This is a genomic window from Chloroflexota bacterium (assembly GCA_013152435.1).
Lineage (GTDB): Bacteria > Chloroflexota > Anaerolineae > DUEN01 > DUEN01 > DUEN01.
Genome location: JAADGJ010000062.1, coordinates 1 through 23,655, shown reverse-complemented (window position 1 = coordinate 23,655; position 23,655 = coordinate 1). Strand labels below are relative to the sequence as shown.

The 23,655-nt window shown below is 65.4% G+C and carries 21 protein-coding genes and 1 tRNA gene; 12 read left to right on the top strand and 10 right to left on the bottom strand.

The window, feature by feature from the left end:
- Positions 1-49: 49 nt before the first annotated feature.
- Positions 50-1,633: a Cys-Gln thioester bond-forming surface protein gene (locus tag GXP39_08900; protein ID NOZ28152.1), complete on the top strand. Its 1,584-nt coding sequence runs from the start codon at positions 50-52 to the stop codon at positions 1,631-1,633.
- A gap of 75 nt (positions 1,634-1,708) precedes the next feature.
- On the opposite strand, the gene GXP39_08895 is transcribed toward GXP39_08900, so the two are convergent.
- The 5 genes from GXP39_08895 to GXP39_08875 are packed head-to-tail and all read right to left on the bottom strand — an operon-like array spanning position 1,709 to position 5,689.
- Positions 1,709-2,161: a divergent PAP2 family protein gene (locus tag GXP39_08895; GenBank protein ID NOZ28151.1), complete on the bottom strand. Its 453-nt coding sequence runs from the start codon at positions 2,159-2,161 to the stop codon at positions 1,709-1,711.
- Positions 2,162-2,166: 5 nt separating this feature from the next.
- Positions 2,167-2,409 (bottom strand): exodeoxyribonuclease VII small subunit, encoded by a 243-nt coding sequence (xseB, locus tag GXP39_08890; GenBank protein NOZ28150.1) that lies wholly within the window; start codon positions 2,407-2,409, stop codon positions 2,167-2,169.
- An 11-nt stretch (positions 2,410-2,420) separates the two neighbouring features.
- Positions 2,421-3,638 (bottom strand): exodeoxyribonuclease VII large subunit, encoded by a 1,218-nt coding sequence (xseA, locus tag GXP39_08885; protein NOZ28149.1) that lies wholly within the window; start codon positions 3,636-3,638, stop codon positions 2,421-2,423.
- A 29-nt stretch (positions 3,639-3,667) separates the two neighbouring features.
- Positions 3,668-4,648, bottom strand: coding sequence for a TerC family protein (locus GXP39_08880; GenBank protein ID NOZ28148.1), 981 nt, complete (start codon positions 4,646-4,648; stop codon positions 3,668-3,670).
- 54 nt (positions 4,649-4,702) lie between these two features.
- A complete protein-coding gene (locus GXP39_08875) occupies positions 4,703-5,689 on the bottom strand; it encodes a diacylglycerol kinase family lipid kinase (protein ID NOZ28147.1) in 987 nt (328 codons plus the stop codon).
- A 165-nt stretch (positions 5,690-5,854) separates the two neighbouring features.
- Between GXP39_08875 and GXP39_08870 the strand changes: the two genes are divergently transcribed.
- From GXP39_08870 to GXP39_08840, 7 genes are all read left to right on the top strand, one after another.
- Positions 5,855-7,045, top strand: a complete 1,191-nt coding sequence (locus tag GXP39_08870; GenBank protein ID NOZ28146.1) for a DUF1343 domain-containing protein — start codon at positions 5,855-5,857, stop codon at positions 7,043-7,045.
- Between the two features lie 272 nt (positions 7,046-7,317).
- Entirely contained in the window at positions 7,318-8,526 is a 1,209-nt protein-coding gene (locus tag GXP39_08865) for a serine hydrolase (protein ID NOZ28145.1), read from the top strand.
- Positions 8,523-9,026: a GNAT family N-acetyltransferase gene (locus tag GXP39_08860; GenBank protein ID NOZ28144.1), complete on the top strand. Its 504-nt coding sequence runs from the start codon at positions 8,523-8,525 to the stop codon at positions 9,024-9,026. Before GXP39_08865 ends, GXP39_08860 begins: the two co-directional genes overlap by 4 nt.
- Entirely contained in the window at positions 9,023-10,189 is a 1,167-nt protein-coding gene (locus GXP39_08855) for an anhydro-N-acetylmuramic acid kinase (GenBank protein NOZ28143.1), read from the top strand. Before GXP39_08860 ends, GXP39_08855 begins: the two co-directional genes overlap by 4 nt.
- 30 nt (positions 10,190-10,219) lie before the next feature.
- Complete coding sequence (locus tag GXP39_08850) at positions 10,220-11,152, top strand: ATPase (protein ID NOZ28142.1); 933 nt, start codon at positions 10,220-10,222, stop codon at positions 11,150-11,152.
- A gap of 7 nt (positions 11,153-11,159) precedes the next feature.
- Positions 11,160-12,068, top strand: coding sequence for an N-acetylmuramic acid 6-phosphate etherase (gene murQ, locus GXP39_08845; GenBank protein ID NOZ28141.1), 909 nt, complete (start codon positions 11,160-11,162; stop codon positions 12,066-12,068).
- 23 nt (positions 12,069-12,091) lie between these two features.
- Positions 12,092-13,054 carry a sugar kinase gene (locus tag GXP39_08840; protein NOZ28140.1) on the top strand — a complete coding sequence of 321 codons (963 nt, stop codon included), beginning with the start codon at positions 12,092-12,094 and terminating at the stop codon, positions 13,052-13,054.
- A gap of 62 nt (positions 13,055-13,116) precedes the next feature.
- Here GXP39_08840 and GXP39_08835 read toward each other — a convergent pair.
- Positions 13,117-13,192 (bottom strand) — tRNA-Arg (locus GXP39_08835).
- A gap of 340 nt (positions 13,193-13,532) precedes the next feature.
- On the opposite strand from GXP39_08835, the gene GXP39_08830 reads away from it, so the two are divergent.
- From GXP39_08830 to GXP39_08815, 4 genes are read left to right on the top strand one after another with little or no spacing between them, the layout of a single operon-like run.
- A complete protein-coding gene (locus GXP39_08830; protein ID NOZ28139.1) occupies positions 13,533-14,357 on the top strand; it encodes a ribokinase in 825 nt (274 codons plus the stop codon).
- Positions 14,358-14,405: 48 nt separating this feature from the next.
- Positions 14,406-15,242, top strand: a complete 837-nt coding sequence (locus tag GXP39_08825) for a ParA family protein (protein ID NOZ28138.1) — start codon at positions 14,406-14,408, stop codon at positions 15,240-15,242.
- Positions 15,239-16,144, top strand: coding sequence for a ParB/RepB/Spo0J family partition protein (locus tag GXP39_08820; protein NOZ28137.1), 906 nt, complete (start codon positions 15,239-15,241; stop codon positions 16,142-16,144). The genes GXP39_08825 and GXP39_08820 overlap by 4 nt, the downstream gene beginning before the upstream one ends.
- The gene (locus GXP39_08815) at positions 16,141-17,781 is read left to right on the top strand and encodes an amidohydrolase (GenBank protein ID NOZ28136.1); all 1,641 of its coding nucleotides are present in this window, start codon (positions 16,141-16,143) and stop codon (positions 17,779-17,781) included. Before GXP39_08820 ends, GXP39_08815 begins: the two co-directional genes overlap by 4 nt.
- A gap of 9 nt (positions 17,782-17,790) precedes the next feature.
- Here the strand turns inward: GXP39_08815 and selB are convergent, their stop codons facing one another.
- From selB to secG, 4 genes are all read right to left on the bottom strand, one after another.
- Positions 17,791-19,713 (bottom strand): selenocysteine-specific translation elongation factor, encoded by a 1,923-nt coding sequence (gene selB, locus GXP39_08810; GenBank protein ID NOZ28135.1) that lies wholly within the window; start codon positions 19,711-19,713, stop codon positions 17,791-17,793.
- Between the two features lie 100 nt (positions 19,714-19,813).
- Positions 19,814-21,031 (bottom strand): hypothetical protein, encoded by a 1,218-nt coding sequence (locus GXP39_08805; protein NOZ28134.1) that lies wholly within the window; start codon positions 21,029-21,031, stop codon positions 19,814-19,816.
- Between the two features lie 420 nt (positions 21,032-21,451).
- A complete protein-coding gene (locus GXP39_08800) occupies positions 21,452-23,146 on the bottom strand; it encodes a peptide ABC transporter substrate-binding protein (protein ID NOZ28133.1) in 1,695 nt (564 codons plus the stop codon).
- Between the two features lie 58 nt (positions 23,147-23,204).
- Positions 23,205-23,429 carry a preprotein translocase subunit SecG gene (gene secG / locus GXP39_08795; GenBank protein ID NOZ28132.1) on the bottom strand — a complete coding sequence of 75 codons (225 nt, stop codon included), beginning with the start codon at positions 23,427-23,429 and terminating at the stop codon, positions 23,205-23,207.
- Positions 23,430-23,655: the final 226 nt, after the last annotated feature.

The window sequence follows — 23,655 nt, the reverse complement described above, 5'->3', positions numbered from 1 at the left end:
GTAAGAAAACTATTTGGGATTGAGTCGTATAGGGCAAGGAGATTGGGAAATGTATCGGACTTCCGTTTGGACGCGATTGGCAGTGGTTTTTGCCGCTGTTCTACTATCCCTGCTCATCACCTACCCGGTGGCTGCATCGGCAGGGGACGGGACGGAAAAGGGAGATGTGCAGATAGGGACCCCGCCGCTGATCGGCGAGGGATCCATTAGCGGTGGCTCCATCGCCATCGTCACGGGCACTGGCGACGGCGTCAGTGTCACCCACCCACAGATCAACGGTGGGAACAGCGTCTTCGCAGGCACGCTGGTGGGCACGGTCGATGGAAATGCAGCGTCGTTCTACTGCATCGACGTGAACCACCGCCTGGCCACGAACCAGAACTACACCGATGACGGGCCTACCCCGTCCAAGATCACATACATCCTGAACCATTACTACCCCCACGTGGCCTATGGGACCCGAGGGGACGAGCTGAGCACGAAGGGGAAGGAGGCGGCGGCGGTCCAGGTGGCCATCTGGCACTTCTCCGACGGGATCGACGTGACGAAGACGCAGCCGAAGGAGATCCGAAATCGGGCTCTGGCCATCGTGGCCGACGCGAACGCCAACGCCGGGACGACCACCCCTGTGGACACGCTGGAGATCCAGATCACCGGTCAGGACGACACGACGGTGCAGTTCATCGTGATCGCCCGCGACCATAACGGGAACGGCGTGGCGGGGGTACAGATCAACCTCTCCGTCACCGGCGGGACGCTGAGCGCAAGCACCGCCACGACGGGTAGCAATGGAGCGACCGGCACGATCACGGTTACCCGGAATAGCAACGGATTCCAGGCGACCATCACGGCGACGGCGAACGTCATCATCCCGCAGGGTACCCGGTACATCCATGTGTCGGCGCCCAATGACAAGCAGAAGCTGGTCCTGGCGACGCCGACCCAGGGGGCGCGTGTGGCGACCTCCCAGGTCAGCTGGGAGCGGGACTTCGGGGATGCCCCCACGGGATATCTGCCCGAGCTGGGCATGACCTACCACTATCCGACGCTGTTCAGCGACGATGGGGCCCGACACTTCATCGTGCCCGGAGTCTACATGGGGAACTCCGTGGACTCCGAATCGGACGGACAGCCTCATGGGGATGCCGTGGGGGATGACCTGAACGGGGCGAATGACGAGGACGGCGTGACCCTGCCGGCGGCGCTGACCCCGGGGCAGCAGAACTGCATCGACGTCTCCGTCTCCGTGGATGGATACCTGAACGCCTGGTTCGACTTCAACGGTGATGGGGATTGGGATGACAGCGGCGAGCGGGTCTTCTTCGATCAGGCCGTCACGGCCGGCACCAACAACCTGTGCTTCCCCGTCCCCAGCGGGGCGGCGAGCAAGCGGATCTACGCTCGCTTCCGGTTCACCCAGGACAACCCCAACGGGGCCCTGACCTACACAGGGCTGTGGAACAACGGCGAGGTCGAGGACTACTGGGTGAGCGGCGGCATACCGACGGCCGTGACGCTGGCTTCGCTTTCGGCCAGCGCCCAATCCCCGGGAGCGCCGGGGGCGATGGCGCTGGTGACGATAGGGCTCGTCCTGGCTGGCGGAGTGGCGGGAATGCGCCGACGACGCCAGTAGGCCGAGAAGGAGGAGAGGATCGCAAGGGGATGAGGGGCCGGTGATCGCCGGCCTCTCATCGCGTCCGAAGGCCGCTTACATCCATCGCAGCCATCCCCACGTGAATATGAACCCCAGCAGGGCGCCCACGATCACCTCGATCGGGGTGTGCCCCAGCAGCTCACGCAATCGCTCCTCCGCGACGGGGCGCCCCTGATACAGGTCCTCCAGGATGTGGTTCAACACGCGAGCCTGACGCCCCGCCGCGCGGCGCACCCCCGCGGCATCGTACATGACGATAGCGGCCATGATGCACGTCAACGCGAAGATGGTGGAGTCCGTCCCATCGCGCACTCCCACGACCGTCGCCAGAGCGGTCACCATGGCCGAGTGGGAGCTGGGCATGCCTCCTGCCTGAACGAAGATGCGAAAGTCGATACGACGCTTGCGAACCCAGAAGACCAGGAACTTGATGAGCTGAACCAGTGCACCGGAGGCCAGGGGCAACCAGAGGGCGGAATTCTGCCACACGCCCGACTTCGCCACCAATACATTCACGAGTCCTGCCACCCCTCGAAAGGCTCAGCGGTCAGCTCGCCGTCGGGCGCGGGCATGAGTTGACGCACGCGCAGCTCCGCCTGATCCAGCCGCTCCGCGCACAGCGCGGCCAGCTCCATTCCCCGCTCGTACAACGCCAGCGATTCCTCCAGAGTGAGGCCGCCCTCCTCCAGACGCCGCACCGCCTCCTCCAGTTGCGAGAACGCCTCCTCAAAGGTCAACTTTTCCTTCTCTTCCATACTTCGCCCTCTCACCCTCCATCCGAGTCCACGTGGGCGCCGAACTCGCCATCCGCCACGCGCACGCGCAACCCCAGGCCAGGGACCGCCTCCCGAACGGAGCGCACGATCCGTCCCGAATCCACCTGGCGCACGATGGCGTATCCCCGTTGGAGCACGCCCACGGGGCTGAGCCCCTCCAATCGGGCGCGCATCCCCTCGACCCGCGCCCGGCGCAGCTCCAACCCATGCAGGAACTGCGTCTGCAGCGCGCGAGCGAGCTCATCCACCCGCTGCCGTCGATCGGCGATCACGGCCAACGGAGAGGCCCGCCGCAGGGAGCGCTCCAACCGCTCGATCCGCTCTCGGCTCTCGAGCAACCGGCCATTCACCAGGACGACAAGCCGATCGCGCAGCGCCCGGACCTGCCGCGCCAGCTCCTGAGCATCCGGCACGGCCATGGCGGCCGCGCCGGTGGGCGTCGGCGCCCGTCGATCGGCCGCGAAATCCGCCAGCGTGAAGTCCGTCTCGTGTCCTACACCGCTGATCACCGGGATGGGAGAGGCCACGATGGCCCGCACCACCCGCTCATCGTTGAACGCCCACAGCTCCTCCAGGCTTCCGCCGCCGCGCGCCAGGATGATCACGTCGACGGGCTCTCGCTCCCGCGACCAGCGGTGGACCCTGGCCAAAGCCTCCACGATCTGCGCGGGTGCCTCCTCCCCCTGCACCAGCGTGCTGGACAGGATCACCTCCGCCAGCGGATAACGGGCAGCCAGCGTGCGCAGGATATCGCGCAGGGCGGCCGCGTCCGCCGAGGTGACCACTCCAATCCGCTGGGGCCACGGGGGGATCGGGCGCTTTCGCTCCTCCGCGAAGAGCCCTTCGGCCGCCAGACGGGCCTTCAAAGCCTCGAGCTCCAGGTACAGCCGGCCCAGCCCCGCCGATTGCAACAGGTCCACGTAAAGCTGGTAGACGCCCCTCTGCTCGTAAACGGACACATACCCATGGACCAGCACGGCATCGCCATTGCGCGGGTCTCGGGGAAGCTGGGCGGCCTGCTGCCGCCACATGACGCAGCTCAGCGAGGCGGAGGCATCCTTCAGGGTGAAGTAGCAATGCCCGGAGGCCGCACGGGAGAAATTGCTGATCTCCCCTTCCACCCAGATGTCCTGCAGCCGATCATCCTGGAGGAACAGGCCCTTGATATAGCCCGTAAGTTGGGAGACGGTATAGACGGGTAATGACATCCGCTCTCTACCTCATACGGCCCAGATCATCACTCCCCCTGGCCGGAGGAGACCTGTACGACCGTATGTCGACCGTGCATCGATGGAGTGGGCGTCTCCTCCTTCTCTTGCGGCCAGATGAGGGAGGCAACGACGGAGGCCGTCAAGACTGCGGCGATCACCCCCAGGGCGACGCCGATGGGCACCTTGTAGAACTCGGCGATCAGCATCTTGACGCCGATGAAGACGAGGATGAGCGAGAGCCCATAGTGGAGATAGTGGAACAGCCGCATGATCCCGGCCAGAGCGAAGTAGAGGGCCCGCAACCCCAGGATCGCGAACACGTTGGACGTGTACACGATGAAAGGATCTAACGTAACGGCCAGGATGGCCGGAATGGAATCCACAGCAAACATCACATCCGCGGTATCCACCACAAGGAGAACCACGAACAACGGCGTGGCGAGATATTTTCCCGCCCGCTTGACGAAGAACTTGCTCCCCTCATACTCCGGCGTGACCGGCAGGATCCACTGGAACGCCCGGATCACCGGGTTCTTCTCCGGATGGATCTCCTTATCCTTCTCGATGGCCATGCGGATACCGGTATACACGAGGAAGGCCCCGAGCACGTAGATCGTCCAGTGGAATTTCTCGACGAGGGTGACCCCGGCGGCGATGAAGATCCCACGCATCACCAGGGCCCCCAGGATCCCGTAAAAGAGGACTCGATGCTGATAGCGAGGGGGCACGCCGAAATAGGAGAAGATGAGCAGAAACACGAAGATGTTATCCACGCTCAAGGACTTCTCGATCAGGTACCCGGCGAGGAACTCCAGAGCCTTCTCCGGGCCTTGCCAGAAATAGATTCCCACGTTAAACGCCAGGGACAAGGCGACCCAGAAGGCGCTCCACAACAACGCCTCCCGAACCTCAATCTCCTTGGATTTTCGATGAAAGATGCCCAGATCCAAAGCCAGCATCAAGATGACGAAGAGATTAAAGATGATCCATATCCAGATGTTTGCCATAACCCCCCTCATCCCTGTGTTCGCGTGTACGAGCGTGTACGGCCGTCATGTCCGCTACGCGTGCACGGGCTCCTGCTCTTGCGCCGCAGTCCGGGACAAGATATGAGCCGGTGCCGTGGGCGGAATGATCAATCGCAAAGCACGGGGGACGACCCGGATATGCACCGGCGTCGTGCCGAACGGTTCGGCATCCACATGGACGGGCAACGGCCGAGCCGTATCGACCTCGATCGTGTGCGCCCGATAGATGCTGACCCGCGGGTCTCGCACGTGGCGACGCAGGAAGATGATCAGCCCATGGTAGATCGTGTCGAACCAGCGATCCCCGTGAAAACAACTGAAATCGAGCAGGCCATCGTCCAGGTGCGCGTCCGGCGAGATGTGCAGGAACCCGGCGTACAGCTCCATATTGCTGGCGACGGCCAGCACCATTCGGCGAGGTGGCACCCTTTTCCCATCGACGATGAGCTCTGCTCTCGTGCCCGCGTAATGGCGCAACACGTGCAACGCCGACAGGGCGAACGCGCCGAACCCCAGCCGTCGCTTCAGTTGGGGGAACAGCTCCACCTCCTGGGTGATCGCGGCGTCGATGCCGATGCCCGCCCAGCAGAGGAAATAGCGGCCCTGCTCCCCCGTGGCCTCGTTGGTCAACAGCCCCAGGTCCACCAGATGCGGCTGCCCCGCCAGGATAAGCTCCATGGCCTCACGCAGGACGGAGGGGTGCAACGGGCGGGGCACCGGCATCCCCAACTGCCGGGCCAACACGTTCCCGGTCCCGGCCGGGAGCACGCCCAGCGCGGTATGCGAGCCCGCCAGCCCCTGGATAGCGGAACTGATCGTGCCATCTCCGCCGGCCACCAGCGCCAGCTCACAGCCCGCCTCTACCCCCTCGCGCGCCAGTTGGGCCGCGTCACCGGAATGCTGCGTCTCCCGGACCTGCACGATCCAGCCGCGCCGGTGCAACATGCCCACCACCAGATCGATTTCATCAGCCGACCGGCCTGAGCCAGCGCTGGGGTTGTGAATCAATATCGCTTGCATATCACCCACCTTGTGGAACCGGCGAAAAGAGGTCGTATCCGGCACGGCCAATAGCTCCGCGGATTCTACCATACGACCCACCTGCTGACAATAAATGACGATTGGCCTTTATCCCGGTTGGTGGTATCATGCACGCACCCTAGTCTGACCCAAAGGAGGCCCCTCATGCCGCCACAAGTATTGCCCGGCGTGGACGTTCTCCTGAGCCAACAGGTCGACCTGCTGCGTGGGAAGCGCGTCGCCCTGCTGACGAACCCCAGCGGCGTCACAGCAAGCCTGGAGAGCACGCTCGAGGCCCTTCACGCGCACCCAGACATTCGGCTGACGGCCCTGTTCAGCCCCGAACACGGGCTTTACGCCGCGGCCGCCGACGCCGCCTTCATCCCCTCCGGCACCGATCCCCTCACCGGATTGCCCATCCACAGCCTGTATGGGGAGACGCGACGCCCCACGCCTGAGATGCTGGAGGGGCTGGACGCCATCGTCGTTGACCTGCAGGACGTGGGCGTGCGATTCTACACGTATCTGTGGACGCTGACGTACGTCATGGAGGCCGCCGCAGAGGCGGGACTGCCCGTGGTGATCCTGGACCGTCCCAATCCATTGGGAGGCCAGCGCGTGGACGGCCCCATACTGGAGCCGGGATTTTCATCGTTCGTCGGCCGCTGGCCGATCCCCGTGCAGCACGGCATGACGCTGGGAGAGCTGGCCCGATACTTCAACAGCACCCGAGACATGGGGGTCGACCTGACCGTCGTGCCGGCCAGCGGCTGGCGTCGCGGCCTCCGCTGGCATCAGATCGGGCTGGCCTGGGTGCCCCCGTCGCCCGGGATCCCTTCCCTGGACGCGGTGTGGGCATATCCCGGCACCTGTTTCCTGGAGGGCACCAACCTGTCCGAGGGGCGCGGCACAGCCCTTCCCTTCCAGATCATGGGAGCACCGTGGATCGGCGAGGCCGGGACGCCCAGCGCATGGGACCTAGCCAGCGCGCTGAACGGGCTGGGGCTGGAGGGGGTGCGATTCCGCCCCATCCGCTTTACCCCATGCTCCGGCAAGTGGGCCGACGAAGCGTGCGGCGGCGTTCAGGTCCACATCCTCGACCTCGATCGCTGCGCTCCTATCCGGGTAGGGCTGCACATGATCGCCACCGTGCGAGCGATGTATCCACAACACTTCGAATGGCGAGGCACGAGCTGGGAGGGACGTCCACCACACTTCGACCTGCTGGCGGGCAACGCCTGGGTGCGAGAGGCGTTGGAAGAAGGCGAGCAAGTGGAAACGATCGTCGCCCGCTGGCAATCCGATGTGGACGCCTTCATGGAGGCCCGTCGCCCGTTCCTGATCTATCCGGACTGAGAGCGCGTCTGGGAACCCCCGTTGCTCCTGCCATGGGGAGGCCCGGAGGGGCTTCGCTCCTCCGAAAAAAGCCTTTCTCCCACCTCCAACCTGCCCGGCCTCAGCCCAAACCTCTGCGGAAAGGGCCGAGTGAGGCAGGTGTAAGCTGGGAAAGCAGGGTTTCTGTGGTGGGAGATCCCTTCCACACCTCCCCCTGCGGAGCACGCAGTTGAGGGATGTTCTCAGGCACTTTGCCAGTGAAAGTTCAGACACACTCTGAGGCGAGACAGGGCATGAGCTGGGCACAGGTAACGCGCATCCTCGAGGAAGGCACCGGACGGGTCGCCCCGGCGATCGCGCTGCACGTTCGTCACCGGGGCCAAACGGCGTTCGAGGGGGCCTATGGCGTTCTAGATCCCGATCAGGCGGACCTGCCGACGCCGCCCGACGCGCTGTTCGACCTGGCATCGGTGACCAAGCTGTTCACGGCGACCGCCTTCTTGCGCCTGGTGGAGGCTGGCAGCGCCCGGCTGGATCAGCCGGTATGCGAGATCATCCCCGAGTTCGGTGGGACGCGCCCCATCGGCGGCGCGGAGGACCCGCTCTCCAAGCAACCCACGCCGCCCGATCCGGCGTACGCCGGGACAGAGGTGGACGCGCGCCAGGTTACGTTTCGCCACCTGCTGACGCACACCTCCGGCCTCGCCGCCTGGAGGAGCATCTACCGGGCAGCCGGGCCGGTCCCTCCCCCGCCCGGGCATCCCATGGGGCGTCCCACCGTCGAGGAGCGCATCCGCCGGGGGATCCAGGCGATCTGCGCTTATCCCTTCGCCTATCCCCCGGGCGAATCCCTGATCTACAGCGATCTGGGGCTGATCCTGTTGGGAGAGGCCATCGCTCGCCTGACCGGCCGGCGGCTGGATCACGCCATGCGGATGCTGGTCCTGGATCCACTGGGCATGGCGGATGCCGGCTTCCGGCCGCTGGACATGCCCCATCGCGCTGAGGTCTCGCGCTGCGTCCCCACCGAGTTCTGCGCCTGGCGACGACGGCGCCTGAGAGGCGAGGTACATGACGAGAACGCGGCCGGCCTGGGTGGCGTGGCCGGCCACGCCGGGCTGTTCGCCACAGCGGAACAGGTGGCGCGGCTGGGACAGCTCTACCTGGACGAGGGGCGCTGGCAAGGGATGCAACTCCTGGCGTCGGAGACGGTGCAGGAGATGACCCGGGAGCAGGTGCGTTTCGGGGAGAACGTCCGGGGCCTGGGCTGGATGCGACGATCGCCGGCCGGCTCATCCAGCGGACAACGCTTCGGCCCGAACAGCTTTGGGCACACCGGCTATACCGGTACGTCGCTATGGGTCGATCCGGACCGGCAGTTGGTGGTGAGCCTGATGACCAATCGGGTATACTACGGGCGCGATCCTCAGGCGATCACGAGCTTTCGCCCGGCCATGCACGACGCCATCGTCCAGACGATCGAGGGGAGGTCCGCCAGATGATCTCTGCAAAGGATAGGCGAGAGGTGATCCCTATCGAAGTGCTCCCCATGACATTACAAGACACGCCCGAGCTGGCCCGGTTCATCGCCCAGGATCCGCTATGGCAGCGATACGGCGTCTCCGAGGAGCAAGCGCTCCTCTCCCTGGAGCAAGCACTGCATCGGGGAGAAGGTCTGCACGTGGCGTTGGTGGGAGACCAAATAGCCGGGTTCGTCTGGTTCCTGACGCAGGGAACCTTCGCCCATAGCGGATACATCCGACTCCTCGGCGTGCTCCCCGAGTTTCGGGGCCGGGAAATCGGCACACGCCTGATGCTCACCGCCGAGGCGGTCATTCGGCGGCAGTCGTCCTCGGTGTTCCTGCTGACCTCCGACTTCAACGAGGCCGCGCAGGCGTTCTACCGCAAGCTGGGATACCGACAGGTGGGCGCCATCCCGGACTACGTGGTCCCCGGGATCACCGAGCTGATCTTCTACAAGAGGCTGGTGGACGAGCGATGATCGTCGTGGGGTTGATGTCCGGCACGTCGGCCGACGGGATCGACGCGGCCGTGGTGAACATTGAGGGAGCGCCGCCACGATTGCAGGTGCGTCTGTTGGCCTTCCGCACGACGCCATGGCCGCCCGATATGCGCCAACGCATCCTGGAGGCATGCCAGCCCGGCCGGGCCGGCGCCGATGAGCTGTGCCGACTGCACTTCGATCTGGGAGAGGGGTTCGCCCGGGCGGCGCTGGAGGCCATCGCGGACGCCGGGCTCCCGCCGGATCAGGTGGACCTGATCGGCTCCCACGGCCAGACGATATGGCACGATGTCGACGAGCAGGGACACGTGCGAGGAACGCTCCAATTGGGCGAAGGGGCAGTGATTGCCGAGCGGACCGGGGTGACCACGATCCATAACTTTCGCGCTCGCGACGTGGCGGCGGGAGGCCAGGGGGCGCCGCTGGTCGCCTACGTGGACTGGCTGCTGTTACGCCATCCCTCTCGAGTCCGGGCCGTGCAGAACATCGGCGGGATCGCCAACGTCACCTTCCTGCCGCCGGATGACGACCCCGGCGGGGTGATCGCGTTCGACACCGGCCCCGGCAACATGCTGATCGATGCAGCGGCCGCACGGGCGACGCGCGGCCGACAGACTTTCGATCGCGATGGGGATCTGGCCCGCCGCGGCCGGGTAGATCAGGCGCTGCTGGAGGAGTGGCTGGCGCATCCCTACTTCCGACAGCCGCCGCCGAAGTCCACCGGACGGGAGCTGTTCGGGGCGGACTTCTTCGAGTCCGCGTGGGCCGCGGCGCGTGCGCGCGGCCTGGCGCCGGCCGACATCGTGGCGACGCTCACAGCGTTCACGGCACGGAGCATCGCCGATGCCTACCACCGCTTCCTCCCCCGGCCTGTGGAAGAGGTCATCGTGGGAGGAGGAGGCGCTCGCAATCCCGTGCTGATGGAGATGCTACGAGAGGAGCTGGCCCCCGCGCGCGTGATGACCCATGAGGATATAGGGATCGACTCCGACGCCAAGGAGGCCATCGCCTTCGCCGTGTTGGCATACGAGACCTGGCACGGGCGCCCCGGCAACCTGCCCGCCGTCACAGGAGCCCAGCGGCCGGTCGTGTTGGGGCAGATCACGCCAGCGGGCCGAAGAGGGAACGCCCGACGGGGATAAGCACAACGACACATCACCTGGAGTTCACCGATGGGACGACGGGTCGTCATAGGCGTGGACGGCGGCGGGACGAAAACGGAAGCCGTGGTCATGGACGAAGCGCACCAAGTGCTCGGCCGTGGTCGTGGCCCCTCCTCCAACTATCACGCCGTGGGGCAGGAGGCGGCCGCGACCGCCCTGCGCGAGGCGATCACGGGAGCGCTGGATCAGGCGGACGCCACATACCGGGACGTGGTCTGTCTGGCCCTGTGCATGGCCGGTGTGGGCCGGCCCGAGGATCGGGCTTTGATCGAAAGGATGATGCGAGCCATCTACCCGTTCCCCCGCCTGGTCATTCACAACGACGCCGCCGGAGCGCTGGCGGCGGGGACGGGTCGACTATTGGGCGTCGTGGTCATCGCGGGCACCGGCACCATCGCATATGGCGTGGATCGCGATGGGCGTTCCGCCCGGGCGGCCGGATGGGGCGCGCTCCTGGCCGACTACGGCGGCGGCTTCTGGATCGGGATGGAGGCGCTGCACGCCGTCGTGTGTGCGGCGGACGGACGCGGCCCGGCCACGGCCCTGACGGAGCATGTGCTCTCTCGCCTGGGCCTGAAGACACCCGAGGATCTGATCCCGTGGACGTACGATCAGCCTTTTACCTGGCATCGCTTCGCCGCGCTGGCCCCGGTCGTCGCGGAGGTAGCCCGCCTGGGCGACGACGTGGCCCGGGATATCCTGCGGCGGGCGGGGCAACATCTGGCCGACTCGGCGCTGGCGGTCATCCGGCGATTGCGGCTGCAGGATCAGCGATTCGACCTGGTCCTGTCCGGATCGGTGTGGCGGGCTGGCGATCTGATCCAGTCGCCCATGCGTGCAGCAGTGCTCGCCGTAGCCCCATTCGCCCACTTCATCATCCCGACGCGAACCCCGGCGGAGGGGGCCGCGCTGTTAGCCTGGGAGGAATCGAACCGTGCATGAGAGGGAGATGTCGCAATGGCTGACGGAGGCGCGCAATCCCGCCTCCATGGATCTGGATCAACGGGATAGCCTGGGGATCGTCACCCTGATGAACCAGGAGGATGCCAAAGTGGCGGAGGCCATCCGGGCCGAGCTGCCCAACATCGCCCGGGCGGTGGACCTCATCGTGGAACGCCTGGCCCGCGGGGGACGGTTGCTCTATTTCGGTGCGGGAACCAGCGGCCGCCTGGGCATCCTGGACGCGTCGGAGTGCCCGCCCACCTTCAGCGCACCCCCGGAGCAGGTGCGGGGCTTCATCGCCGGCGGCCCCGCCGCGATCACCCAATCGATCGAGGGGGCCGAAGATGACCTGGAGGCGGGCATGGCCACGGCGAGGGAGGAGGCGCAGGTGGGGCCGGCGGACGTCGTGGTAGGGATCGCGGCCAGCGGGCGCACCCCCTGGGTCATCGGGGCGCTACGGGCGGCCCGGCAGGCCGGGGCCGCCACCATCGGGGTAGTGTGCAACCCGGCCACCCCGATCCATCAGGAGGTGGACGTGTGTATCGCCCCGGTGACAGGACCCGAGGTCCTCACCGGCTCGACGCGACTCAAGGCGGGCACCGCGCAGAAGATGGTGCTGAACATGCTGAGCACGGCCAGCATGGTGCAATTGGGCAAGGTGTACAGCAACCTCATGGTGGACGTGCAACCCACGAACCGGAAGCTGCGGGCCCGGGCGGTGCGCATCCTGCAAGAGGCAGCAGGGATGGATGAGGAAGAGGCCCGAGCGTTGCTGGAGGCCAGCGGCTGGGAGGTGAAAACCGCCCTGGTGATGGCATTGACCGGCGTGGACGTCGAGGAAGCCCGCCAGCGTCTGAACGCCGCCCAAGGGCACGTCCGACGCGCCGTGGAAGCCGGATCATCCCCAACGACATGAGGATTTACGGGAGGAACAGCCCTATGCCCGAGGTCATCACCCTGGGAGAGACCATGATCCTGTTCAGCCCGGAGACAGACGGGCCGCTCCGGTACGTCGATCGATTCCAGCGCCGGGCGGCGGGCGCCGAGAGCAATGTGGCCATCGGGATCGCCCGGCTGGGGCACACAGCGGGATGGATCAGCCGCCTGGGCGATGATGAGTTCGGCCACTACATCCGGACCTCGCTGCGCGGCGAGGGCGTGGACGTCTCTCGCGTGCGCATGGACCCCGATCACCCGACGGGGGTCATGTTCCGAGAGCGGGGGCTGATGGGGCGCGTGGAGGTGATCTACTATCGCCGCGGGTCCGCGGCCAGCCATCTCAGCCCAGAGGATCTGGACCAGGCCTATTTCCGTGGGGCGCGCCTTCTGCATCTGACGGGCATCACGCCCGCGCTCAGCGCGAGCTGTCGAGCGACGGTCTACCGATCGATCGAGCTGGGGCGCGAGGCCGGGCTGACCATCTCCTTCGACCCCAATCTGCGTCTGAAGCTGTGGCCACTGGACGAGGCGAGACGAGTGCTCCGGGATCTCGCCGGCCAAGCCGATATCGTGCTGGTAGGGCTGGAAGAAGGGGAGACGATCTTCCAGTGCGAGGGGGAGAGGGCACTGGCCGAGGCCATACTGGCCGGGGGAGCGAAGGTCGTGGTGGTGAAGCTGGGAGCCCAGGGGGCATATCTACGAACGGGGCAGGAGGAAGCCCGCGTGCCCGCGTACCCGGTGCCGCACGTCGTCGACCCGGTGGGGGCCGGCGACGGATTCGACGCGGGGATATTGGCCGGGTGGCTCAAAGGATGGGAATGGCCGGACTGCCTGCGCCTGGGAGCGCTGGTCGGAGCACTGGCGGTCACCGTCCCAGGCGATGTGGAGGGCTATCCGGATATGGCCCAAGTGCAGTGCTACTGGGGGCAGCGTCCACCCGCCCCGGGCCAGGTAGCCCGCTAACTCCCCATCAGGGCGACAGAGGACTCCCACAAACGAAAACAGCGGAGCACAAAGCTCCGCATTGGTACCCCCAGCAGGACTCGAACCTGCGCACCCGGCTCCGGAGGCCGGCGCTCTATCCACCTGAGCTATGGGGGCTTGGCGAACCATAGTTTACCACAAAACCATGGCTCGCGCAAAACGATCGAAAATGGATAGGCGCCCCTTGGTCCACTCCCGCCTGACCTGATTGACCGCCCCTGGGGGGTATGCTACAATATGTCCGTTATTGCTTACTGCGTTTGAACCCGCAGATCACTCTGCGGTGCCACGCTGATCGTCGCGATCCTTTGCCCGGCCGAGCAGACTCTGCAGGGCACTGAGCCCTGCTCCAATACCAGGTGAGGCCCAGCCGCGTCCGAGTTTGGATGGGGATGAAGGATACGAGTTGTCCGTTGTCAACCGAGCAGAAAGGATAGAGAGAAGGAGGTGAGGAGACGTGGATTTTCTGGTGATCGGTCACATCACGAAAGACCTGCAGCCGAACGGCTTTACATTGGGCGGGACGGCGACCTATGCGGCATTGACCGCCCGACGCCTGGGGCGTCGAGCGGCGATCCTGACCCGAGCCGACCCGTCCATCATACGGAACGGTTACTACAAGGGCATCGACGTACACATTCTGCCCTCCCTGTATACGACGACATTTCGTAACGTGTACCGCAACGGACACCGACAGCAGTTCGTAAGCGAGATCGCCGAGCCGATTACGATCACAAGCGTGCCGCCGCAATGGCGTCATCCCAGGATCGTCCTTCTGGGACCGGTGGCCCAGGAGGTGGATCCTGAGATGGCGGCAGCGTTTCCCCATTCCCTGGTGGGGGTGGTCCCCCAGGGATGGCTGCGACGCTGGGACGAGTCCGGCCGCGTGCTACCGCAGCCCTGGGAACACGCGGAAACGGTGCTGAAGGCCGCTCGCGTGTTGGTATTGAGCGACGAGGACCTGGGAGGAGATTACGCGCCGCTGAAGCAGTACACCGCCTACACCGAGATCGTGGTACTGACCCAGGCGTCGCGGGGCTGCATCGTCTATTGGCGCGGGGAAGCACACCACGTGCCTCCTCGGCCGGCGAAGGAGGTGGATCCCACCGGGGCAGGGGATGTGTTCACTGCCGCCTTCCTCATCCGTCTGGATGAGACGGGCGACCCCCTGGCGGCCGCGCACTTCGCGAATGTGGTCGCCTCCTTCTCCGTGGAGGCGCCAGGGGTGCAGGGCATCCCCACGCGGGAGACTGTGGAGGCATGGCTGGCCGAGCATGTTTAGCACGCTCGGCCTTTCTAAATGGGCAGGTCACCTACCCTGAATACGACTATGACCACCGTTTACGCGTTCGCCAATCAGAAAGGGGGGGTGGGCAAGACCACCACCGCCGTCAATGTAGGCGCTTACCTGGCGGCGGCGGGTTATCGCGTCCTGTTGGCGGACATCGATCCCCAGGCCAACGCCACCAGCAGCATCGGGATCTCCGTGGCCGATCTATCGCGATCGATCTACGACGCGCTGATCGGCAACGCGACGATGGAGGAGGTGATCATTCCCACCCGGCGACCTCGGCTGAGCGTCGCGCCCTCCTCGCCAGCGCTGGCCGGGGCCGAGGTGGAGTTGGTGGGGATCGAGGGGCGAGAGCGGCTGCTGGCGCGTGCACTGGCACAGGTGTGGGCACACTATGACTTCGTCTTCATCGATAGCCCGCCCAGCCTGGGCCTGCTGACGGTCAACGGCCTGGCGGCCGCTCGCGACGGGGTGATCATCCCGGTGCAATGCGAGTACCTGGCCCTGGAGGGGCTGACGCGACTGCTGCAGACCATCCAACTGGTGCGGACGCGGCTGAACCCTGGTCTGCGCATCGCGGGCATGGTGCTGACCATGTACGATGCCCGCACCAACCTCTCGCAGCAGGTGGCGGAGGAAGTGCGTCGCCACTTCCCCAACCAGGTATTCGAGACGGTCATCCCCCGCAACGTGCGCCTGAGCGAGGCGCCCAGCTATGGCGAGCCGATCCTGACCTACGCACCCAGCTCCACCGGAGCGCTGGCCTACGCGGCCCTGGCGCAGGAGATCGCGATGCGCGCTCGCCGTTCCAATGCCCAGAAGCCGGGAGCCCCATCACTGTCCGTCGAGAGGACGTCAGGGGGAGGTGCAAAGTGAGCATGTCAAAGCGTGGTCTGGGGCGTGGCCTGAGCGCGCTGATCAGCGCGAGCGTCACCACGCCATCGGAAGTGGAAGAGACGGGCATTGTCCAGATCCCGGTTGAGGCGATCGGGCCGAATCCCCACCAGCCCCGGCATGCCCTCGATCCCGACGCGCTGGCGGAGTTGGCCGCCTCCATTCGCGAACACGGGGTGATACAGCCGCTGATCGTCACCCGCGCCCCCCTGGGGGCTGACGTCTCTTACACCCTCATCGCGGGAGAGCGTCGCTGGCGGGCAGCCCGGTTGGCCGGCCTCAAAGAGGTGCCCGCCATCGTGCGGGAGGCTACCCCCCAGGCCATGCTCGAATGGGCGCTGGTGGAGAATATCCAGCGGGCGGATCTGAACCCGCTGGAGGAGGCTGCCGCCTATCGCGCTCTGATGGACGAGTTCGGGCTCACCCAGGAGCAGGTGGCCGCCAAAGTCGGCAAGAGCCGGGTGGCCGTGGCCAACTCCGTCCGGCTGCTGAACCTCTCCCAGCCGGTGAAAGAGGCGCTGAGCGCCGGCAAGATCACCGAGGGGCACGCCCGGGCGCTGCTCAGCCTCCCGGACGAGGCATCACAGGTGGCCGCAATGGAAGAGGTGATCCGCCGCGGCTACACCGTCCGCCAGACGGAGGAGCTGGTGCGACGTATGATGGCGGCCGCCGAGGCCGCGGACAACGGTCAGGCCAAAGAGGAGGACGACCCCCTGGCCATGGAAACCCGGGCGCTGGAGGCCCAGTTCCGAGACGCCCTGGGCACGAAGGTGAACCTCTCCCGCTCGCGCAGAGGGGGGCGGCTGGTCATCTACTTCTACTCCGAAGAGGAGTTGCAGCATCTCTATGAACGTCTGGTCGGTGGTGGGGGAATGACTGCATGAGCACGTGCGAAGCCGATCTGATCCTGTCCAACGGCCGCGTTCATACGATGAGCGCGGCCTTGCCATTTGCAACGGCAGCAGCCATTCGCGGCGACCGGATCCTGGCCGTCGGGGCGGACGAGGAGACCCGAGCCCTGAGGGGGCCGAACACGCGGGTCCTCGATCTGCAGGGACGGACGGTTGTGCCCGGCTTCATCGACGCGCATATCCACTTCGTCCAGTGGGCGCTGCGGCGGCAGTGGATCGATCTGTCGGACGCGGCCTCGCCGGAGGAGGCCCTCGAGCGCGTGGCCAAGCGGGCCGCCGTCACCCCGCCAGAGGCCTGGATCCTGGGCGGTGGGTTCGATCGCAACGCATGGCCAGGGGCGGCCTGGCCGACCCGCCAGATGCTGGATGCCATCGCGCCGCGCCACCCCGTGCTGCTTCACTCCAAGGACTACCACTCCATCTGGGTGAATTCGCTGACGCTCCGCCTGGCGAACGTGACCCGGGAGACCCCCGACCCTCACGGAGGGCGCATCGAGCGAGACCCGGCCACCGGCGAGCCCACAGGCATCCTCTCCGAACGAGCCGTGGAGTTGGTGCAACGCGTGGTCCCACCGCCGACGGTCGAGCAGGCTGTAGCCGCCCTGCGAGAGGCGCAGCCGCTGGCCTGGCGGGCCGGCCTGACCAGCATCCATGAGATCTCCGACACCGACGATCTGCTGGCATTCCGGGCGTTCCAGGCGCTGCGCCGCGTCGGCGGGTTGGGCATACGCGTGCTCCACCATATACCGGCCACCCGGCTGGGGACCTTCATCGAGGCGGGGATCCAGTCCGGCTTCGGCGACAAGTGGCTGCGCATCGGCGGCGTGAAATTCTTCATGGACGGGGCGCTGGGATCCCGCACCGCCGACATGCTGCACCCCTATGACGGGGAGCCGGAGAATCGCGGCGTGCCCGTCACGGGAGAGGATGAGATGCGAGAATACGCCCTACAGGCCAGCCGCGCCGGGCTGTCCGTCAGCGTGCACGCCATCGGCGATCGAGCGAATCGGCGCATCCTCAACGCCCTGGAGGCCGTGCGAGCGGAGGAGGCGAGGGCGGGCCGCCCCCAACTGCGTCATCGGATCGAGCACGTTCAGCTGCTACACCCCGACGATCTCCCCCGGCTGGCACGACTGGACATCATCGCTTCCATGCAGCCCATTCACGCCACGTCGGACATGGAGATGGCGGAGCAGTTCTGGGGACCGGAGCGATGCCGACTCGCCTATGCCTGGCGCAGCCTGCTGGACGCAGGGACGCGCCTCGCTTTCGGGTCGGACGCGCCGGTGGAACCTTTCGACGTGCTGGCAGGGCTGTATGCGGCTGTGACGCGTCGGAGGCCGGACGGGGCTCCCGGTCCCGACGGCTGGCAACCCCAGGAACGCATCACGGCGAGGGAGGCACTGCACGCATACACCCTGGGCGCCGCTTACGCGGCCGGAGAGGAAGGAATCAAGGGATCACTTGAGCCAGGCAAGCTGGCCGACATGGTGGTGCTATCCCGGGATGTGCTCTCCTGCCCGGCGGAGGAGATCCTGGACACACGAGTGGAGGCGACCCTGATCGGGGGACGAATCGTCTACAAGGCCACGGATATCCCCTGGGAATAAGAGCCCCCATTAGCGCCGCAGCACCCGCACATCGCCGACGCGCCGGGTGACACGCTGGGCATCCAGATGCTCCATCAAGGCCAGGGCGTATTTCCGGCTGGTGTGGAACAGATCGCGCACCTGGGCGATGGTGATGCTCCCCTCACGCTCGATGAACGCCTTCACATCCGCGACCATTTGCTCGTAAGCGGCAGCGCTGAAGACCACATCCTCGCTGACCCGCACCAGTCGGCCCTGATCGATCAGCGCCTGGAAGACATCCGCCCCAACGCTGGCGATCGCGTCGGCTACGGACGGCGGCGCATAAGGCTGCCGCTCGAAGGCGGCCAACAGGGTCTGGATCGACCGCTCCTGCTCAGGGGTAAAAGCGACCCGGAAGCCGGCCTTCCGCACCAGGGCGTTATCGGCCTCGACCACCCCCTCCTGCTCGGCGCGAGCGATGATCTCATTGTACGCCCGGGTGCTGTACCTCCGCCCTCGCTCCTCCAAGCGACCCTTCAGCTCCTGCCGAGCCATGCCGGGCCGCAGCGGATAACGCCGGTGGTAGTCCTCCAGGATGGACGTCAACCTCTCCCGCAGACGGCGCCATCCCTCCGCCGCGATGAGCAACGGATCATCCTGCTCCAGGCGAACGGGCTCCCCCGTCAACGTCTCCACGCTCCCCTCTTCGACCAGCTCATGCAAAGCTTTCCTGACCGTATCCGCCGGAAGCTGGCTCTGGGCGACGATCTCCGACAGGCGGGCCGGTCCCACGACCTCCAGCGCGTGCAGGACCTGCTGCGCCGGGGATCCGTGAGCCAGCATCTCCAACCGCCGGATGACCTCCTCGCGGAATCGGCGCCAGCGACGCGGCGCGGTATCCACGATCACGCCACCTCCCAGGGTGTAACTCGGGGAGGGCAACCGCAGGATAAAGCGATCGCCGGGAAGCACCGCCACCGGGCGCTGCAGGTGCAACTGCACCCATCCCTCGCCCCCCGGCCGAATGATCTCCGCGTCCAGCAGCCGCGTGCGCGCCAGGACCTCGGCCGAGCCGGAGAAGAAAGCGACGTTGAAATTGTGCCGCACCGGGAAGGGCGCATCGGGCAGCACCCGGAGCCGCACATCGATGAGCGTGCTGGGCGTGATCGCGCCCGGCAGCGTCACCACCATCCCCCGCTCCAGATCGTCCGTGTGCACGCCGGTCAGATTGATGGCCACCCGGCTGCCCGGCAACGCCCGCTCCGTCTTACGGTGATAACTCTGCAGCCCCCGGATGCGGGCCTTCAGCGGCTCCCCCCCGCGGCCGGGCACGATGGCGACCTCCTGCCCCACCTGCAAAGAGCCATCGATCAGCGTGCCGGTGACGATCGTCCCAAACCCCGGCAGGCTGAAGACCCGATCGATGGGCAGCCGAGGCCTCCCCCGGTCGCCCCGGGCAGGCACCGAGGCAAGCACCTGGATCAAAGTATCCTTGAGCGCCTCCAGGCCCTCTCCGGTGTGAGCGGAAACGGGCACGATGGGGGCCTCAGCGAGGCAGGTCCCTTGCACCGCCTCACGGATATCCTCCCGCACCAGATCCATCCACTCCGGGTCGTCGATCAGATCGATCTTGGTGAGGGCGATCACGCCGCCGGGGATTGCCAACAGATCGAGGATGGCCAGATGCTCACGGGTCTGCGGCATCACCCCTTCGTCCGCAGCGACCACCAGCAATGCCGCGTCGATCCCGCCCACCCCGGCCAGCATGTTCTTGATGAAGTCGATATGCCCCGGTACATCCACGATGCCGATCGTGTCGCCGTCCGGCAGGGTGAGCCAGGCAAACCCCAGATCGATCGTCATCTCCCGTTCTTTCTCTTCCTTCAGGCGATCGGGGTCAATCCCCGTAAGCGCCAGGACGAGGGTCGACTTCCCGTGATCGACATGCCCGGCGGTCCCGATGACGTGCATAGATCTGCCTCGCTCGCTTTGATTGGGGAAGGGCGGCCGTATGCTACCGACCGCCCTTGCGTGAAAGCCTTATGATCGTTTCTGCCGGATCTTACGAACGCTACGCCGACCCGGTATGGTCTCCTTCCGCCGCCTCGATCTCATCACGCTTATCCAGGGCAGCCTCCAGGGCATCCAGCCACCTCTGCGCCTCCTGAAGGCGATGGGATCCATATTCCTCCTGGAGATGCCAGAGCTGCTGGATATGCGCGGCGTGCTCCTTCAACTGCGCCTCGATCGAGGGGAAGCGGCCCAAAATCGTCTGGTTCAGCTGTTCCTGCCGTTGCCAGCGCTGCTGCCAGTTGATGAGCTCCTTCTGCCAGCGCTTCTCATACTCCTCCTGGAAGGTCTCCCAGGCCCTGCGCTGGCGCTCCTCCGCCAACCGCTGTAGCTCGGCCACCTGCTTCTGCTCACGCTGGATCGTCTGCTGGAATTGCTCGATCAGTTGGACGGCCTGCTTGCTCTCCTCAGCGGCCTCCGCCAGGTCCTGCAGGCGTCTGCGCTGGGCCTCGATCATGTCCCGATATTCCGTCATCTCATCACGGAAATCGCGCAGTTGCCGCTCCTGCTCCACCTGAGCGAGCTTGACCTGCTCGATAAACGACTCCTGAGAGCGTTTCAGCTCCGCGGGAAGCGGCGACAGAGCCTGCACCGCCTGGGTGGCCTTCTGGATGCTCGCCTCCAGAAGAGGAAGCCGGTTGGCCACCGTGTCCACGCGCTTGAAGAGCTCGATCGTCTCCTGTTGCAGTTGAGCGATGCGCTTGGCGTCCTGATTGCGCTGCTCAGAGATATACGGAAGATCACGGGTGCGCTCGTCGAGGTCTTTGCTCATCGTGGCCACCTGCTGGCGCAAGTCCATGAGCTGCTCGCTGAGCCGTTGATCCTCCGCCTTCCGCACGTCCAGCTCCTCCTCGACGCGGTTAAACCGCGCCAGGTCTCGCCGGATCTCGCTGATGGATCGCGCCATCGCCTCGCGATCCGATACTCGCGCCCGCTCCAGCTCCCGCTGATTTCGCAGGATCTCCTCCTCCAGGCGCTCGATCATCAGGCCGACTTCGTTCTTGAATTGCTCGATGGATTGCTCCAACTGCTCGAAACGGGTGAGCTGGGCCTGGACGCTGGCCAGCCGACCCTCCAGGTCCTGTATCCGATGCGATTGCTCCTGGATGGTCGCCGTCTGCGCCTCCAACAGCTGCTGCAGCCGGGTGATCTCATCCCGGTCCTTGCGGTGCGCCTCATCCAGCCAGCTTACCATCTGGCTCAACTGTGTCGTATCCAACGCCCCCCTCCTCTGAACAGCCACCCTCTTGGGGAAAGATCCCTCCCGTTCATCTCAAGCCGTCAGCATTGGCATCATACGAACGACGCCATCTGAGCTCCTCAGCCCAGGTGGCGACCCCCAGCCATATCCTCATATCGAATAGCATCCTGTATCGCAACGAGGGGAAATCTCGCCACACGGAGTGCCGCAGGAGCTATTATAACATCGTTCCCGGGGCAGGCCAATGCGCACCCGATAGCGCATCAAGGCCTTTGCAAAGTCCAACGTTCATATCGGCATACTGACACTTGCAGGGACCGAGACCGGCTCGCTCCTCAAGATCGGCCTTCCGGGCGGCGAAAGGCGCTGCCTTCCGCTATCCGCACCAGGACGAAGCCGTAGATGAAACGATCCCCGCGAAAGAGGATAGAGCTGAGGCTAAGGGGCTTGAGAGGGTGGTGTCGCCGCGGAGGCGCCCGCCCGAGCCTCGGGCAGGGTCACACGCCGGGTGGCGATGTACCAGCGGGCGATCGTTCGGAAGCGATCGCTGGGCGTATTCAGGGGGCCGATCTCGACGCCGTGGACCTTGCTGCTGACCCCGTAGGTGTACACGGGATAGTAAAGCAGGAGCCCGGGAAGCTCCTTCGCGAAGATCTCCTGGAACTCAGCGTAGAGGGCCTTGCGCTCCTCGATGTCCGTGATGGACCGCGCCTGCTCCATGATCTCATCCGCGCGAGGATTGGACCACCCGCCGTAATTCTGGCCGTCCTCCGTGGCCTGGGTGGAGTGCCACAGCGGATACGGATCTGGGTCCCCGGCGAGTTCCCAGCTCACGATGGCGGCGTCGAACTCACGAGGGTAGACGAAATCGCTGACGAGCCCGGTGAAGCTCACCGCCTGAGGCACAGCCTCCACCCCAATCACCCGCCACGCCTGGCTGATGGCCTGCGCCAGACGCTGGCGCGCGGGGTCATCGTCGCTGAGCAGGATCAGGCGCAACGGCCGGCCGTCCTTCTCGCGCACGCCATCGCCATCTCCATCCACGTAACCGGCCTCTTCCAGCAGACGACGAGCCCGCTCCACGTCCTGGGTGTACCGCTTCACCTCGGGGTTATACGCCCAGTTATAGGGCATCACCGGGCTGTGCGCCACGAGCCCCTGCCCTGCAAGCACCTCGTCGATCAATTTCTGACGATCCAGCGCATACATCAAAGCCTGCCGAACCGCCTTGTCCTGCAAGAAGGGGACGTTCGGATTCTGCAGATTGAGCAGGATGATCACATAGCCGGACAGAGGAGCGGAAAAGATCTGCAGATCCTCACGAGCCTCCGCCTGAGCCAGGTCTTGCGGCAGGATCCGGCTGATCCCGTCGATCTCATCACGGACGAAGGCCTCGAACAGGCTTGGGTAATCCGGATAGAAGTGGAATTCCAGCGCGGTCAAATAGGGCAGAGGGCCGCGATAGCGCGGGCTCGGCTCCAGACGGATGCGATCCGCGTTGACCTCCGTCACCTGAAAGGGACCGCTGCCCACAGGCTGGGTGTTCAGCTGCGACTGGAGCAGCTGACCCGCCGGAACGGCGCTCCACAGGTGTTGGGGCAGGAGCCCCGTCGTCGTATAGTCCAGGAAGGGCGTGAACGGCTGGGAGAGAATGAAGCGGACGGTGAGATCATCCACCTTCTCCGCCTCGACCGTTCGCCAGAGATCTCCCAGAAAGGGGGCCCCGGGGAAATCCGGATCCTGCATCATGCGGACGGTGAAGAGCACATCGTCCGCGGTAATGGGGGCGCCATCATGCCACTGCAGGCCCGGTCGGAGCCGAAAGGTATACGAGAGGCCATCCGGGGAGATTTGGGGCGGGCCATCGGCCAGATCGGGGACCACCTGGCCGTGCTGATCGAAGCGAGTAAGCCCGCTGAATACTAACGCACAGAGGTCTTGATCGACCTCATTGTAATGGCAGAGTAAGGGATTGATGTATTGAGCGCTCCCGGCCACGCCCTCGCGGAAAGTCCCACCGCGATCCGGAACGATGACGTTGGTGAAGCTGTACGCGGAGTAGGCCAGCAACGCCGACAGCAACACGATGCCCAAAAGGGCGATGGCAACCTGCCAACGGACGTAACGTCCCACAGGACTTGATCCGCTCCGATCGGATGATGAGATGGCCAAGACGGTGAGAGTCTTCCGCTTAACCCTGGACGATCACGGTAGCCAAGGACGCGAGGAAGAAGAGGATGCTCAAAACGATCGTCGCGTTGAAGAGGGTCTTCTCCACACCACGACGGGTACGAAAGACGCTGCCACCACTACCGCCGAAGACACCGCCCAGGTCGCTGCCTCGCGCCTGAAGGATCACCATGACGATCAAAGCGATGGCGAGGATGATTTGTACGATATACAGATACGTGACCACGGATCTCGTCTCCCTCTTTCAGTCGGTTGGCCGATTATACCATGCGGCGATCCAGCCATGCAAATGACCGCGCCCCTCACACAGGGCTTTTTCAAAGTCGGTGATAGAAATCGGGGTGGTAGGAACACCCCGCGTGTCGTCCGACGCAAGACATTCCCCTGATCATCGACCGAGGGAAAACGGCCCTCATCCCCCAAACCCCCTTCTCCCGAGCCCGGGAGAAGGG

What these genes read in the sequence shown, in the direction of transcription:
- GXP39_08855 (NOZ28143.1), top strand. Translation starts at nt 9,023, where the DNA reads ATGATCGTCGTGGGGTTGATGTCCGGCACGTCGGCCGACGGGATCGAC.
- xseA (NOZ28149.1), bottom strand. Translation starts at nt 3,638, where the DNA reads ATGTCATTACCCGTCTATACCGTCTCCCAACTTACGGGCTATATCAAG.
- GXP39_08815 (NOZ28136.1), top strand. Translation starts at nt 16,141, where the DNA reads ATGAGCACGTGCGAAGCCGATCTGATCCTGTCCAACGGCCGCGTTCAT.
- GXP39_08870 (NOZ28146.1), top strand. Translation starts at nt 5,855, where the DNA reads ATGCCGCCACAAGTATTGCCCGGCGTGGACGTTCTCCTGAGCCAACAG.
- selB (NOZ28135.1), bottom strand. Translation starts at nt 19,713, where the DNA reads ATGCACGTCATCGGGACCGCCGGGCATGTCGATCACGGGAAGTCGACC.
- GXP39_08880 (NOZ28148.1), bottom strand. Translation starts at nt 4,648, where the DNA reads ATGGCAAACATCTGGATATGGATCATCTTTAATCTCTTCGTCATCTTG.
- GXP39_08900 (NOZ28152.1), top strand. Translation starts at nt 50, where the DNA reads ATGTATCGGACTTCCGTTTGGACGCGATTGGCAGTGGTTTTTGCCGCT.
- GXP39_08825 (NOZ28138.1), top strand. Translation starts at nt 14,406, where the DNA reads ATGACCACCGTTTACGCGTTCGCCAATCAGAAAGGGGGGGTGGGCAAG.
- GXP39_08850 (NOZ28142.1), top strand. Translation starts at nt 10,220, where the DNA reads ATGGGACGACGGGTCGTCATAGGCGTGGACGGCGGCGGGACGAAAACG.
- xseB (NOZ28150.1), bottom strand. Translation starts at nt 2,409, where the DNA reads ATGGAAGAGAAGGAAAAGTTGACCTTTGAGGAGGCGTTCTCGCAACTG.
- GXP39_08865 (NOZ28145.1), top strand. Translation starts at nt 7,318, where the DNA reads ATGAGCTGGGCACAGGTAACGCGCATCCTCGAGGAAGGCACCGGACGG.
- GXP39_08875 (NOZ28147.1), bottom strand. Translation starts at nt 5,689, where the DNA reads ATGCAAGCGATATTGATTCACAACCCCAGCGCTGGCTCAGGCCGGTCG.
- GXP39_08860 (NOZ28144.1), top strand. Translation starts at nt 8,523, where the DNA reads ATGATCTCTGCAAAGGATAGGCGAGAGGTGATCCCTATCGAAGTGCTC.
- GXP39_08840 (NOZ28140.1), top strand. Translation starts at nt 12,092, where the DNA reads ATGCCCGAGGTCATCACCCTGGGAGAGACCATGATCCTGTTCAGCCCG.
- murQ (NOZ28141.1), top strand. Translation starts at nt 11,160, where the DNA reads ATGTCGCAATGGCTGACGGAGGCGCGCAATCCCGCCTCCATGGATCTG.